This window comes from Thermogutta sp., from assembly GCF_039793925.1.
Taxonomy (GTDB): domain Bacteria; phylum Planctomycetota; class Planctomycetia; order Pirellulales; family Thermoguttaceae; genus Thermogutta.
This window is the reverse complement of the sequence record NZ_JBAMME010000294.1, coordinates 23,833-37,708: the sequence shown is the minus strand read 5'-3', so window position 1 is coordinate 37,708 and position 13,876 is coordinate 23,833. Positions and strand designations below refer to the sequence as shown.

Here is a 13,876-nt window from a genome sequence, read left to right as displayed (position 1 = left end):
GAGGATGGCGGGCTGCCCTTCGTCTGAGCAGCCTTGCCTTCCCTTGGTGGCTGGACGACTTCCCCCAGAGGGGCTTTTTTTGGGAGGACTTGACTGGCTAAAATGGCAGCCAGTTTTCTTGGTCAGTGGTGCGGTCCAAAAGCCCCTTTTGAGAACCAACCGGGAGAGGACCAAGGGAGGCTCTGGTTATGACACCTCGTCAGCGCGTGCTTGCGGCGTTGGAACATAAGGAACCGGATCGGGTGCCGATTGACTTCGGAGGGCACCGTTCGTCGGGCATCGCTGCGATTGCATATGCCCGTTTGCGAAAATTCCTGGGCCTTCCGGATCGTCCCATCCGCGTCTATGACCCTATCCAGCAGCTTGCCGTTATTGACGAGGATATTCTCGATCTCTTTCACGTGGATACCATCGAGCTGGGGCGAGCCTTCGCCCAGGAACCTGAGCACTGGGTGGACTGGGTGTTACCTGATGGTACTCCCTGTCAAATGCCCAGTTGGGCGGTACCGGAACGACGCGAAAACGAGTGGGTCCTCCGCGGACCAACAGGGCGTATCCTGGGCCGAATGCCTGATGGCGCACTTTACTTCGAGCAGTGTTACTGGCCCTTTGCCGAAAAAGACAATCCCGATGGGGCGGCAGAGGCCCTCAAGGATACGATCTGGTGTGGTATTCCATCACCTCCCGGTCCGATCGTGGAAGGGCCAGGAGGCCTCGAACGCTTGCAAAAAGGGGCGCAATGGCTGCGGCAGAAAACAGATCGGGCAATCCTCTATCTGTTTGGCGGAAATCTCCTGGAGTGTGGGCAATTCCTTTATCGCAACGATAATTTTTACATGCTCCTGGCGGGAGATCGATCCAGAGCAGAGCGGGTGCTTGATCGCCTTACCGAGGCACATCTAGCCAATTTGGAACGCGTGCTTCCCGTACTCGACGGATTGATCGACATTATCGTCTTCGGCGACGATCTTGGAATGCAGACGGGACCGCAGATTTCCCCGAAGATGTACCGGGAACTCTTCAAGCCGCGTCACGCCGCGATGTGGAAACGTGCCAAAGAACTGGCCGACGTCAAGGTCATGCTGCACTGTTGTGGAGGGGTCCGCGAGCTCCTGGATGACTTGATCGACGCGGGTTTGGACGCGATCAACCCGGTCCAAATTTCATGTAAGGGTATGGATCCAGAGGGGTTGAAGCGCGATTTTGGCAGAAGAATTACATTTTGGGGAGGAGGATGTGATACGCATCAAACACTGGCATTCGCCACTCCCCAGCAAGTCAGAGAGCATGTGAAGCAGCTCATGCAGATTCTCGCTCCAGGCGGAGGATTCGTCTTCCAACAGGTCCACAATATCTTGGCTGACGTCCCACCGGAAAATATTGTTGCGATGTTCGAAGCGGCCTACGAGTTCGGAGCTTATGGCGCTCGAAAGAACTCTTCTCAATCGAGCGCTGTTCCACGATCGGCGTAGGCAAACGCGAAACCGATCAGAATTGGTGTACCGGATTCCTCGTGGTGCTTGGCGGTGCTTGGAACGCACGGTGGTGCGGTTCTCCGGTCTGCCCTAGTGACGGTTTCGCGTTAAGAACAATAACACTGCCCGGGGTGAGCAAAAGCCTGCTGCAAGCGAACTTCGCACGAGAAATGCACTATTGAAAAACGACCGCCGAGCGGACCAGTACCCGTTCGGCGGCCGTCGCCAAATCTTAGCCCCGATGGTCAATCAGGGTCGGATCTGCAACCGCGTTTCAGCTCTGGACTTTTCGCAGCCGTGGGTAAGTAGTGACCAGGAAGTACAAGAGTGGCAGGGCTCCCACCACGATGATGATGGTGTCCGGAATGATGCGCAGATTGCCAAGCGTCTGAATGATGGGTAGTTCGTAGAAGGCTGCGCTGCGTCCCCACCAGAAACCGTTATCATAGGCGTGCCACACCTGCATGACTCCGATGGGCAGCAAACCGGTGAGGAACATCAGGAACAGTCCACCATTCAAGCCCCAGAAACTAATCTGGAGAATGCGGTCGTTCCACACCTTACTTTCCGTCAGACCTCTCCATGAGAAGAGAATTACAGCAATGGCCAACATCCCATAGACACCAAACAGTGCCGTATGACCGTGGTTGCTCGTCAAATAGGTGGCGTGCTCATAGTAGTTGATGATGGGAAGGTTGATGATAAAACCAAACACTCCTGCGCCGAGGAAATTCCAGAAACTGGAGGCTGTCAGGAAAAACAGCGGCCATCGATAGGGAAATTCCTGGCCCGCTTCCCGAATCGATTTGTATTCCATCCACGCCCGCACCACAAGCAGAATGAGCGGCACGGGTTCCAGCGAGCTGAAGACTCCTCCGATGGCCAGCCAGAAACTCGGTCCGCCATACCAGAAGTAGTGGTGGGCGGTGCCCGGAATACCGCTCAAGAAGACCAGGATGGCCGTCAGATAAGCAACCCGCAGTGCGGAACTGGCTGTCACCAGTCCGAGCGTTACGAGGAACAAAGAAATGACGCCCACACCGAAGAATTCAAAAATACTTTCCACCCAAATGTGCACGACAAACCATCGCCAGTAGTCGGCGATCGTAATGTGCGTACCACGTCCATAGGCGAGTCCAAAGCCGAAAAAGAGCACCACGAATATCGCGCTGAGGACGTAAAAGGTGATCAGCGCACGGCGATCTTTCTCTTCGGGGTCGGAAAAATTGCCATTGGACCTGGGCAAAAGCCCCGGGGCAATACCCCGATACACAACGACAAGCCAGAAAATCAATCCCGCAAACAAAAGGATCTGCCAGAGTCGCCCCAGCTCGAGATACTCCCAACCCTGGTGTCCCAGCCAGTACCAAAGATTTCCGTCCAGCCGGGAAAGGTATCCTTTGATGCCGAGGACCTCTCCCACCAGGCTTCCCACCGCCACGACCAGTGCCGCCACGAAGAGAATGTTTACCAGGGCTCGTTGTCCCGGAGGTTCTCGCCCGCCCACCAGAGGAGCTAAATAAATGGCGGTTCCCATCCAGGACAGTGCGATCCACAGGATCGCCAGTTGCAGGTGCCAGGTTTTGGCCCAGCTATAAGGGTACATCTGCCCGACAAGCTCAATATAAAACTTGCCGGGATGAACTGTGTAATGCGCAAGCAATCCTCCGTTGAGAATTTGCACAATGAAGAGGAGCCCGGCGACCAGGAAAAACTTAGCCGCCGCCCGCTGACTCGGTGTTACCGGTTGCTCCAGTAGCCGGTAAGCTGCCTGAACGGCCTGCGACTCTCCGTAGAAGAACTGGTATCGATGGACAATATAGACCACCAGGCCGAGAACGACGAACAGCGCAAGAATCGAGAAGATCGAGTAGACCAGGGCTTGTGTCGAAGCCCGGTTGCCAACGGTGACGTCCGAAGGCCAGTTGTTCGTGTAACTGTAGTTCAGCCCCGGACGATTCGTGACGGCCGCCCAGGCAGTCCAAAAGAAGAACGTCGCCAAGTCCTTTCGCTCTTCGGCTGTGGGAATCGCATTGGGCAAAAATCCGTAATGGGGATCCCCTTCGGCAAACGTTCGATCCCAGAAACGCAGCAACTGCTCATATGCATAGGCCTGAGCCGCGGTGAGTTCCAACGTTCCGGTTTCCGGCTTGTAGCGATTTTCTTTCAGCTCGCGAATGACCGTCATGTCCACCTCGTCGAGCTCCTTTCGCGGAGGCGGTGGGAGCTTTTGCCAGAGATCGTCAGGCGGCTGTCCTTTGGCAAGGTGGTAATTTCGCACCAGGTATCCCATCAGGTGCAATGTGTAGGCCGAAAAGTCCATCCCGCGAAGCGAGCCGTGTCCCCAGATACTTCCGTGATCCATCAACCCATACCGCTGATAAACGTCCTGCCCCCGAAGGATCGTCTCCTTGTCCGCCAGAAGCTTTTCTCCGACAACCACCTTGTTTGGGATAGGCGGAACATGGTCTTTAGCAAAGTATCCGCCGATAAAGAGGATCGCCATGCTCACAATGAAACTCACAATCGCCGCGTTGCGCAACCCTTTTGTGCTCATAGTGGCACTCCTTTTTAGCTGCGACTGCCGAAACTTTAGTCCTGCAATACGTTCCCCCAGAACACTTCCCCGAATTCCCAGCAAAGAATGGAATCAGTGGCAGCAGAAGAAACCGCTCGCTTTCGGCACAGATTCCTTCGCGATGCCCATCTTGGCCAGCAGCTCCTCAGCCAGAGCTACATACTTTTCATGGACCCCTTCCCCGACGTGCTCTTTTTCCGTGGCGTGGAATTTGGCAAGCATTTCGGCCTGTTCGCTGGCGTTCAGCGTTCGCTCGGCAAGGACAAACAGGATGTTGTCCTCCTTCGAAATGTGCTGGCGGAGAAGATTGACATATTGCCGGGCAGCCTCGGCGAATTTTTGGGCGGCCGCCTGCGGGTCAGTTTCGCCTGCTTGGATTGCTTCACCCATTTGCCGAATGAGGGCCCGGCCTTGTTCGTGCTCATAAAGCATGACCCCAGTAGGACCACCTTCCCGGGGAAACCCCTTGGCTTCAAGTGTGGGGAAGAGGAGATCTTCTTCTTTGGCGTGGTGGCAATGATCGGCGAACCGTCTGAAGAAATCCAGCGCCTGGGACGCGATTTCCGCATCGATCTTTCCATTGTCCGCCGCATTATCCGCTAACTTCTCCAAGACAGCGAGCACCTGCTCGATGACGCGGTGTTCGTTGCGGAGAATTTCGGTGGGTGATTGACTGTGAGGCGTCATATCTGCAACTCCTGTAAAAAAGTGGAACATAAACCAAACATCACACGGCCCCAGATTAACACGTTAATCGCATGTACATATCGACTTTTCTGTCAAAAAATTTTTCGCCGCTATCCGCCCATGCAACACAGCCCACGCTGATTCTGCACAAGTTCAGACAATTTCGTTTCCCTCAGGAAGCTGAGATACACCTGCCTCACCGCGGCCCAGCGAGTGTGGACTGGGCAAGGAGCCGAGTCGGTGCATCGTTCCTGCCCCAGTAAGCACCCCTCCCAACGACTGATTTTGTCGACTGGTTCGACGATATCATAAAGGGAAATCTCGGTGGCCGGTCGGGCAAGTCGGAACCCGCCCCCCTTTCCCTTTTGGGACTCAAGGAGCCCCTCCTCCGCAAGCTTCTGCAGGATCTTCCCCAGGTAGTTACGGGGAGCCTTGACCCGGCGCGCAATCTCGTCGGCCCCGAGAAAACTCCCGGGAGGAAGCTCCGCGAGGATCATCAATGCGGTCGTTGCGTGGATAGCAGTTTTCGACATCATGGCCCACAAACTTATTCAGATATTCACATGTGATTATATTTGTGATCGCACTCCTGTCAAGAGAGTCGTTTGTTCTCGTCAGAGTTTTTCGTCCGCGCCGACCTCTGATGTCAGACGGCACACCGGCGGCCGGCAAGTTTATCTCCCTCAAAAGCGTTTGATTTAGTGTTTTGCACGGTGTAGATTGGCATACGGATGGGGCTTGCCAGCGGTCCTCGGCTCCTTGGCTGATGTCATCGGAGATCCGGACATGCTTTGAGCGTCGAACTGATTTAACGGAGGAATGGCCATGGTCGCGCGGGTTGTGTGTCGGTTGTGCCTGGCGGTTATCGGCTTGGTCATACCGTTTTTGTCAAGCGGGTGCAAGGTTGCGTTCTCCACCGGGCCAATGGGGCTGGATCCTGTCACTCTTAAGCCCGAAGAGTGGAACGGAGTATGGACGGTGCCCGGTACAGCGGGTCACGCCGTTGCCCGAGTGGTGGATGCCGAAAAAGGAATTCTCGAGGTGGGTTTCATTCAGTCGAACGACCAGGGCTTGAGCCTGAAAACGATGAAGCTTTACCTTCGCCAGGCCGGTGATTGGATGTTTCTCTCTACAGAGGCGGAGGACAGGCCCGGAAAGTTTATCTGGTGGAGGGTGAAACGTTCGCAAAACACGCTGGTGATGTGGCCGCCGCGGTGGGACAAACTCGCCGCACTGGTCAAGGCCGGTAGGCTACCAGGCAAACAGGAAAGCGAAACAGTACTTGTCCTTGATCCGTTGGATAAGACGCATTACGAGTTATTCGCTTCCGAGCGGGAAGGGGTGCTGGTGGACTGGGAAAACCCTGTGGTGACTGTTTTCGCGCCTTCCACACAGTGAAGCAGAGACGCTCCTCCTGAGCGCCAGGCCCGGTCCAATTTGTGACACCGTCATTGCTGCTGATAAGGTATCGGCGGGGCTTTTTCCTTTGGCTCCGCCCACTCGACAATCGACACTACCGCATTGGATTGGGGATTGAGATTCTTGATCCGTACGGAAATCTCTCCAGTTTGTGTGAAAGATTCATCCAAGGGCAAATCGAGCCATTTCCCGCGATCGAATCCTTGCACCTCCCCGAATGATTTGTCGTTGACCAGAATCTCCTGGTGGCGTCCACCCTGAAAGTGATCAGGATCGATCACATAAAGGCGGAGGATCCCGCGACGTTTGGCTGGAACCGTCAAAATAATCTGCACCTCTTGTTCATCGGCTCGAGTGTGGAAGATCGGAAACGGCCAGCCGGTATAAGCAAATCCACGAATCACTTTTGCGGAGTACCCCTCCTGGGCGAAGATGAGCTCCTTTTCCGGTCGGCCACATCGGAGGTGAAGTTTCACTCCTCGCCGTTCCAGGTCTTGGAGATCTGGAAGTTCTTCCCGGTCTTTCCAGTTAACCTCCGTGGGTGAGCGTTTGTCGACTGGTGGAAGGGGTGGGAGCGCTTCGTGCGGCTCAGTCTGGTACCAATACACTGTGGAAGATATTTCTAGTTCATTTCCTGGCCTGCTGAATTGTTCTCGAAACATGGGGTGCTCGTTTTTCCCGAAGCCTATAGATACCACCAGCGACTTTTGAAATGCAATCGCGTCGTGAAGGAAGAAGCGATAAGCCGCTGCTCCCTCATTGTGGAACGGGAACCACCCTGTCAAAAGAAAGGTGTTCTCCTCGGGAGGAAAACCCCAACTGAATCCGAATGAGTCCTCGATTCCCTGGAACTCTATTGACGGCTCAGACTCCTCGTCAATGTAGAATTTCTCGTTTTCGTCAACAGGATAACCAGGCCGTCCCGGTAATCTGACAGTCACGTTCCAGCCAATGAACTTACCCCGACCCTTTGTCGCAAGGGCAATATAGTCCTGTTTTCCCAGATTAACCAATTCTTGCCGCCAGAAGGCGTGGAAGTAACCGAAGTCGTCGGGGAGGGAATCGATCTTTTGGGCCAGAACATAACTGTAACAGGGCATCAAAGACCAGAGTTCTTTTCCGGGTTCGACTGGCCCGTCATAACGCAGCTCGACGCGTGCTGATTTTCGAAACGGCATCGTGAAATAGGCGTTCCACCCTCGCTTCTTGTTCACGAGGGCTGTTTCTAAACGATCGCGCTCGCCGGCTGGGTCGCAGAAAAAATCCACCAGCGGACACTGTACGCTGGGGGATTCCTCATCGTCCCAAAACATTTGCAGGATCAGCTCTCGGCCCAGACGGTACGTCTTGGGTTGAGCGGCCATGCGCTCGGGCAATGCAAAATGGATCATCGTAATGATTCCAGGACCTTGTAGGTCGGCCACCACAACTCGCTTGCTTTGCATGAACTGGCGGTGGAGAGGGGTCTCGATCCAAAGGGCGTTCTCGCACGCGGTACTGCCCGCGGATAGCCGCGGTAGATCGGGAAACATTCCCTGCGACTTCGCTTCCTCAGCCAACCAGGGCGCGATCAGCAAACTGGGGAGCAGGGTACACATTCGCCCTACGAATTTGCTTCTCATGGTACCATTTTCTCCCGGCATCTCGTCACACTATTTCTGACCTCGGAAACCCCCGTCTTCAGGCCTTCTAAAATCGCATCCATCATAGGAAGTCGGCGTTTCCGCTACAACCAACTCGAAATCAATGGCCCGGTAAGGATAGCGAGACCCAGTCCAAGCAGACCTTGCAAGTCCCCCATTGGCTGGTTAAACTCGGCCTAACGCTAGCCGTGTTAGATTGTTACTCGAAATGATGCCCGTCAGGTTGATCATACTAGTGAAACCTTAACCGCTGAAACCGCTAGCTGCCGGGGGACGCTTATGACTCGTCCGACTGCCACGATCCCGGAGGAATCTAAAGGCCTTCCGATGACGGCCAAATGGGATCCGGAAAAACTTGCGCAGGAGGAAAAATTCCTGCAAGAACTGGAGAAAAAGAGCCTTTGGGAACGGATTCGCGGATACGCCAAATTGACGGGGCCGGCCTGGCTTCAGAGCGCCATGACGTTAGGAGCCGGAAGTGCGACGGCTTCGGTGATGGCGGGAGCCTCTTTCGGATATAAACTTCTCTGGGTTCAACCGTTGGCGATGTTTTTGGGCGTGATGATCTTCGCAGCTCTTGCAAAGGTCGTGCTTACCACAGGAGAACGGCCGTACCGTGCTTTTGGCCGAGAGCTTCACCCCATTGTTCCACTCTTTTGGGCCTTCGGCACAATTGTGGCGTCAATTATCTGGCATTTCCCGCAATATACTCTGGCCGGAGCTGCAGCATGGGACCTGGCTCAGGTCGCTCAGTCGGCGGTGGTTGAGAGAGCCAATCCCGCCGCGTCGACGCCTCCTGAAAATGTGGGGGAAAGACAATCCTCCCCGAGTGTTTCGGCCGGAAGCACGCCAAAATGGTTGGAGTATGTCATCAAGTACGGGACGGCACTTTGTATTCTGGCCATCAATATTTTCACGGTGTGGAACTACGGTAGTCACACCAGAGGCATCAAACTCTACGAAGGCTTTCTCCGGTGGGTGATTCGCATCGTGATTCTCGCCTTTCTGGCTGTTGTCATTTGGACAGGCATCCGTTGGGGAGAGTTGATAAGAGGCTTCTTCGGATTCTATGTGCCCAGTACACCTGAGGGGGTGACCGTGGTCCTCGGCGCCCTCGGGGCTGCGGTCGGAATCAACATGACGTTTCTCTATCCCTATTCCATCCTGGCGAAAGGGTGGGGCAGGTACCACAAAGGGCTCGCCAAATGGGATCTGTTCAGCTCGATGTTTTTGCCCTACACGATCGTGACATCGCTAATCATTATCGCGATGGCAAACACAATTTACGATGGCCGCGATGTTGTTCGTACGGGGCTTCAGCCCGTTCAGGCGGCAGCGGCGTTCAGCAGCCTGGTTCATTCTGACCTCGGGCGGGTCATCCTGGACCTCGGCTTCCTCGCCATGACATGCGGTGCGATCAGCACTCACATGGTTGTCTGCGGGTTTACCTGGTGTGAGATGCTGGGACTTGAATACACCCGTCGCAGATTCCGTCTTTTCTCACTGACGCCTGCAATCGGGCTTTTGGGAGCCGGCATGGGTTATCCCTTCTGGATGCCGATTCTCGCTTCGGCCATTTGTCTCACGATGCTGCCGTTGGTATATCTGGCGATCTTTTTAATGGCCAACAAGAGAAGTTACCTCGGCGATGCCGTGGGATCGGGGCCCGCCCGATGGGCTTTTAACCTCCTTTTGCTGGCGGCCATCACTGTAACAACGATTGGAACCGCCGTGCAAATCAAGGTCCGTGTTGTGGATCCCGTTCGCAAGTTGTTGAATCCGCCGGCTGCCTCCAGTCAGGCCGCCCAGTCGCACGACAATCTGAAGTCGCGGTAGTTTGGCTGGACAGGCAGTCCCGCTGGAGGACAGGGTACATTTAATCGCGGGACAAATCATTTTGCCTCGCGAATAAAGTCCTCAATAAGGTCAAGGGCCCGCGCGAGCTGGTCCATCGCCGCGGCAAAGGAGAGCCTCACGTAGCCCTCAGCCCCAAAGGCCGAACCCATCACAGTGGCAACACCTTTCTGGGAGAGTAGTTCCAGACACCACTGGTTAGAATTCTCCACGACCGTGCCGTTGTATCGCTTGCCAAGGTGCCGGGAGATATTGACAAATGCATAAAACGCGCCCTCCATCGGGGCGAAGGAAACACCGGGAATTTTAGTCAGGCGTTCGGTCACAAAGTTTTTTCGCCGTTCGAATTCTCGCCGCATCGTCTCCACGCAATCCTGGGGGCCGGTAATCGCCGCCACAGCAGCATACTGGCTGATACTGCATGGATTGGAAGTTTCCTGGCTTTGCAACGAAGCCATGGCTTCTGCGACATCTTTGTTCGGGGCGATGGCCCAGCCTATCCGCCAGCCCGTCATGGCGTACGTCTTGCTCACTCCATTAATCAGGATGGTTCGCTCCTGCAACTCCGGGTGCACCGTCGGGAAACTGGCGAACGGTTCCGATGTGTAGGTCAGTCGGTCGTAGATCTCATCGGCCAAGACCACTAGATCGGTGTCCAGAACGACCTGTGCGAGCCGTTCCAGTTCTTGCCGACTGTACATTGTTCCTGTCGGGTTGGAAGGTGTGCACAGAAGGAGCATCCGCGTTTTGGGGGTGATGGCCGCCCGGAACGCCTCCGGTGTCAGTTTGAAACCATTGGATTCATCCGTGTGCACGATGACCGGTACAGCCCCCGTCAACTTGACGAGCTCTGAATAACTCACCCAGTAGGGGGCAGGAATAATCACTTCGTCCCCCGGATTGAGCACAGCCACCAGCGCGTTGTGAATGGCGTGTTTCGCGCCATTGGAAATGACGACGTGCTGGGGTGGGTAGGACAAACCATAGCGGGCCTTGTACTGCTCGACCACCGCCCGCTTTAGTTCGGGAATACCGCTGGCCACCGTGTAGTGCGTGTGGCCGGCTTTCATGGCGTCGATGGCTGCCTGGCAAATGTGCTCTGGGGTTGGAAAGTCGGGCTCACCTAGGCTGAGGTCATAAACCGTTCGCCCGCTCGCTTTCAATTCCTTGGCCTTCGCGGCCATGGCCATTGTAGCGGACGGTTCCAACGCTTGAATCAGTTTTGACACAGAGAGGACCATGGCTTGCGACACATCTTTGTTGGGGTTCTCTTAGTCTTTAGCGAGCGAATACAAATCAGGCTAACGACCAACGGTTTCCAATAGTACAAAGAAACATGCCTCGGCAAAACACCCCCACTTGGCAGGCGCGATGCCGGCAACGGAAATTGGCGTGTTGCGAAACCACTTATTATCCTCCCGAAGCCGTCGGCCCGCAACGGGAGATCCACTGCCTTATCCCCGCTTTTACCGTGCCGCTAAAAAGGGGTGCGCACCACGCAACTCAGCCCGGTAGGGGTAGGCTTTTGACACCCCCTGACACTTCGATCCCGCGGCTGTGAGTTTTGGCTCTCGAGCAGCGAGCAAAGTATTGTCACGAAATCTTGGAGTAATAGCTTCCGTGTCGAGTTGCGCGACATTTCTGTCGCGCAGCGCAATGGGTGTTGGGTTTGTCGACTTGTCTCTTTTCTGTGATTTGGCTGGTTTAGGTTTTCTGCGACCCAGACATATGGTATCCGGTTTGCTAAAAAGCTTGCGAACAGCATTCAGCCAGCCATCGAAGGAACATCCGCCTATCCACGCAGAAGTGCGTGCTTTCCTTAGGACAAGAGGGTTGGCCGTTGCGACTCAGCTCTTGCTGGCCAGGCGTTGCCGGAGCATAGACAATGTTAGAATCACAGTTAATAGTCGGTGATTAGGAAAAGTAAGACTGAGCATCTCGGAGTGAAAAAGTGCCCATGAACGATATTACGACCGGACGGCGAAAAGTTGGTTTGTGGTTGATTGGCGCAAGAGGAGGAATCGGCACCTGCGTAGCCCTGGGACTATCAGCATTACGCAGAAATTTGGTCGACTCCACGGGAATGGTGACCGCTCTCCCGGAGTTTCAAAAACTGGGACTTTTGCCGTGGGGTGACTGGGTGTTAGGCGGTCATGAAATCCGGTCCACTCATCTGCTCGCCGAAGCCCAGGATTTTGCCCGAAAGAACCGCACTTTCGATAGCGAGTTTGTGGAATCGCTTCGATCGGAACTTGAGGATGTGGAGACGCGGATTCAACCGGGCACCGTGTCGGGTGCTTCGCCGACGATCGTGGGGCTTGCTGGACCCGATGTACCAAAGAACGAATCTCCCTGGGACGCGGTGAGCCGCATTCGCGAGGACCTGGAAAGATTTCGCCGAAAGAATGAACTGGAGCACGTCGTGGTTGTCAACGTGGCCTCGACGGAACCGCCTGTAGATGCGGAAAGATTTCCGGTAAAGTATGACGAGGTCGAAGCTGAGCTGCGGCGAAGCAGCAAGGCCTGGCTTCCCCCCAGCACCCTCTATGCGATCGCTGCAATGCAGGCGGGGTGTGCGTACGTGAATTTCACGCCGTCGCTGGGTTGCAACCTGCCTGCGCTGGACGAGCTGGCCAAGCGCCGGAAAGTGGCCTATATGGGCTGCGACGGAAAAACTGGTGAAACCCTGCTCAAAACGGTGCTTGCACCGATGTTTCGTGCGAGAAATCTCCGCGTGCTGAGCTGGGTGGGGCACAATATTTTCGGAAATCTCGACGGAAAGATTTTGGATAGCCCCAATCACAAGCAAAGCAAAGTCGCCACTAAAGATCGTGTGTTATCAGAGATCCTCGGCTACAAGCCGGCTACGATCGTGACCATTGAATATCTGGAGGACCTAGGCGACTGGAAAACGGCTTGGGATCATGTTCACTTTACTGGTTTTCTGGGCGTACCGATGGTCCTCCAGGTGATCTGGCAAGGATGCGATTCTATTCTCGCCGCACCCCTTATTCTCGATCTTGCCCGATTGACCGAACGGGCCATCCGTGCCGGGCATGTGGGCCTTATGCCGTTTCTCGCGTGCTTCTTCAAGAGCCCTCAGGGCGCCACGGAGCACGACTTCGGCAAACAGTTTGCCCGACTTCTATCCTGGGTAGATGAGCTGACAGAAGAGGAACCTTAGGTTTTCCGCGCTCTGAACAACGACCATCCACAGAACGATCCGGTTTGGAACGCAACTCGTAGGATGACTTTCCAGTTACGTCAGGTGCATATCGTCACCGAAGTAATGTTTGCGGGCTTCGGGATTAGCCAGGACTTCCTGCGGTGTCCCATGACAGAGGACCTTTCCCGCTCGGATAACATAGCTTCGGTCTGTCACCTGAAGGGTTTCCCGCACCTGATGGTCTGTGATGAGGATAGAGATCCCCTGGGCGCGGAGAGAACGGATGATTTCCTGAATTGCGTCCACCGTCACTGGATCGATACCCGTGAACGGCTCGTCGAGAAGAATAATCCGCGGGTTGGCGATGAGCGCGCGTGCGATTTCCAGACGTCGACGTTCACCGCCTGACAGCCCTGCCGCTTTCGCCTTTGCCAGGTGGGTGATGCCGAACTGCTCGAGCAACTCGGCACAGCGCCGGATACGGGTTCGGCGATCAAAACCCAATAGCTCCATCACGCCCAGAAGATTTTCTTCCACAGTAAGTTTGCGGAAGACGCTGGATTCCTGGGCGAGGTAACTCATGCCGCCCTCGCGTGCTCGGCGGTGCATAGGCCAGTGAGTGACGTCCTTGCCCTGCAGGAAAACCTGACCGGCGTCGGGACGAATGAGACCACACGTCATCCGAAAGCTTGTCGTTTTTCCCGCCCCGTTTGGGCCGAGCAGGCCCACAATCTCGCCCGGCCAGACCTCAAAACTCACGCCGTCCACCACCCGACGTTTGCCAAAACTTTTCACCAGACCACATGCGGCAAGGATGGCACCCGGCGTCGCTCGGATATGCGGGCCAACTTCCGTTTCCCCTGGGTTGGACTTACCGACTAGCAGGCGCATGTGGGGCTCCTTCTCGCAGGGTTCTTCCGCAATGCGAACGACATCCCGCCAAGGCGCCCATTTTGTCAGAAAACGGTTTTTCAGAGAATACCAAATTTCAACGCACACGAGCTGATCGCGAAACCCCGGGTCGGTAGGATCCCTGGCACACAGCCCTTTACGC

The 13,876-nt window shown here is 55.3% G+C and carries 10 protein-coding genes; 4 read left to right on the top strand and 6 right to left on the bottom strand.

Translation table 11 applies throughout. From position 1 onward, the window contains the following. The first annotated feature begins 188 nt into the window (after window positions 1-188). Window positions 189-1,472 (top strand): uroporphyrinogen decarboxylase family protein, encoded by a 1,284-nt coding sequence (locus ABJK56_RS15345; protein WP_347245550.1) that lies wholly within the window; start codon window positions 189-191, stop codon window positions 1,470-1,472. Window positions 1,473-1,749: 277 nt separating this feature from the next. Here the strand turns inward: ABJK56_RS15345 and ABJK56_RS15340 are convergent, their stop codons facing one another. The 3 genes from ABJK56_RS15340 to ABJK56_RS15330 form a co-directional block, all read right to left on the bottom strand. Further along, entirely contained in the window at window positions 1,750-4,032 is a 2,283-nt protein-coding gene (locus tag ABJK56_RS15340) for a cbb3-type cytochrome c oxidase subunit I (protein ID WP_347245549.1), read from the bottom strand. A gap of 93 nt (window positions 4,033-4,125) precedes the next feature. Beyond that, window positions 4,126-4,740, bottom strand: a complete 615-nt coding sequence (locus ABJK56_RS15335; protein ID WP_347245548.1) for a hemerythrin domain-containing protein — start codon at window positions 4,738-4,740, stop codon at window positions 4,126-4,128. 110 nt (window positions 4,741-4,850) lie between these two features. Beyond that, on the bottom strand, window positions 4,851-5,276 hold the full coding sequence (locus tag ABJK56_RS15330) for an Rrf2 family transcriptional regulator (RefSeq protein ID WP_347245547.1): 426 nt from the start codon (window positions 5,274-5,276) through the stop codon (window positions 4,851-4,853). A gap of 289 nt (window positions 5,277-5,565) precedes the next feature. Here ABJK56_RS15330 and ABJK56_RS15325 point away from each other — a divergent pair, with 289 nt between their 5' ends. After that, window positions 5,566-6,138, top strand: a complete 573-nt coding sequence (locus ABJK56_RS15325) for a hypothetical protein (RefSeq protein ID WP_347245546.1) — start codon at window positions 5,566-5,568, stop codon at window positions 6,136-6,138. Window positions 6,139-6,188: 50 nt separating this feature from the next. Here ABJK56_RS15325 and ABJK56_RS15320 read toward each other — a convergent pair whose 3' ends face one another. Further along, window positions 6,189-7,781, bottom strand: coding sequence for a glycoside hydrolase family 172 protein (locus ABJK56_RS15320; RefSeq protein WP_347245545.1), 1,593 nt, complete (start codon window positions 7,779-7,781; stop codon window positions 6,189-6,191). 300 nt (window positions 7,782-8,081) lie between these two features. Here ABJK56_RS15320 and ABJK56_RS15315 point away from each other — a divergent pair, with 300 nt between their 5' ends. Next, entirely contained in the window at window positions 8,082-9,638 is a 1,557-nt protein-coding gene (locus ABJK56_RS15315; protein WP_347245544.1) for a divalent metal cation transporter, read from the top strand. 56 nt (window positions 9,639-9,694) lie between these two features. On the opposite strand, the gene ABJK56_RS15310 is transcribed toward ABJK56_RS15315, so the two are convergent. Then, the gene (locus ABJK56_RS15310) at window positions 9,695-10,897 is read right to left on the bottom strand and encodes a pyridoxal phosphate-dependent aminotransferase (RefSeq protein ID WP_347245543.1); all 1,203 of its coding nucleotides are present in this window, start codon (window positions 10,895-10,897) and stop codon (window positions 9,695-9,697) included. A gap of 716 nt (window positions 10,898-11,613) precedes the next feature. On the opposite strand from ABJK56_RS15310, the gene ABJK56_RS15305 reads away from it, so the two are divergent. Next, window positions 11,614-12,840: an inositol-3-phosphate synthase gene (locus tag ABJK56_RS15305; protein WP_347245542.1), complete on the top strand. Its 1,227-nt coding sequence runs from the start codon at window positions 11,614-11,616 to the stop codon at window positions 12,838-12,840. 75 nt (window positions 12,841-12,915) lie between these two features. On the opposite strand, the gene lptB is transcribed toward ABJK56_RS15305, so the two are convergent. After that, on the bottom strand, window positions 12,916-13,713 hold the full coding sequence (gene lptB / locus ABJK56_RS15300) for an LPS export ABC transporter ATP-binding protein (protein WP_347245541.1): 798 nt from the start codon (window positions 13,711-13,713) through the stop codon (window positions 12,916-12,918). Window positions 13,714-13,876: the final 163 nt, after the last annotated feature.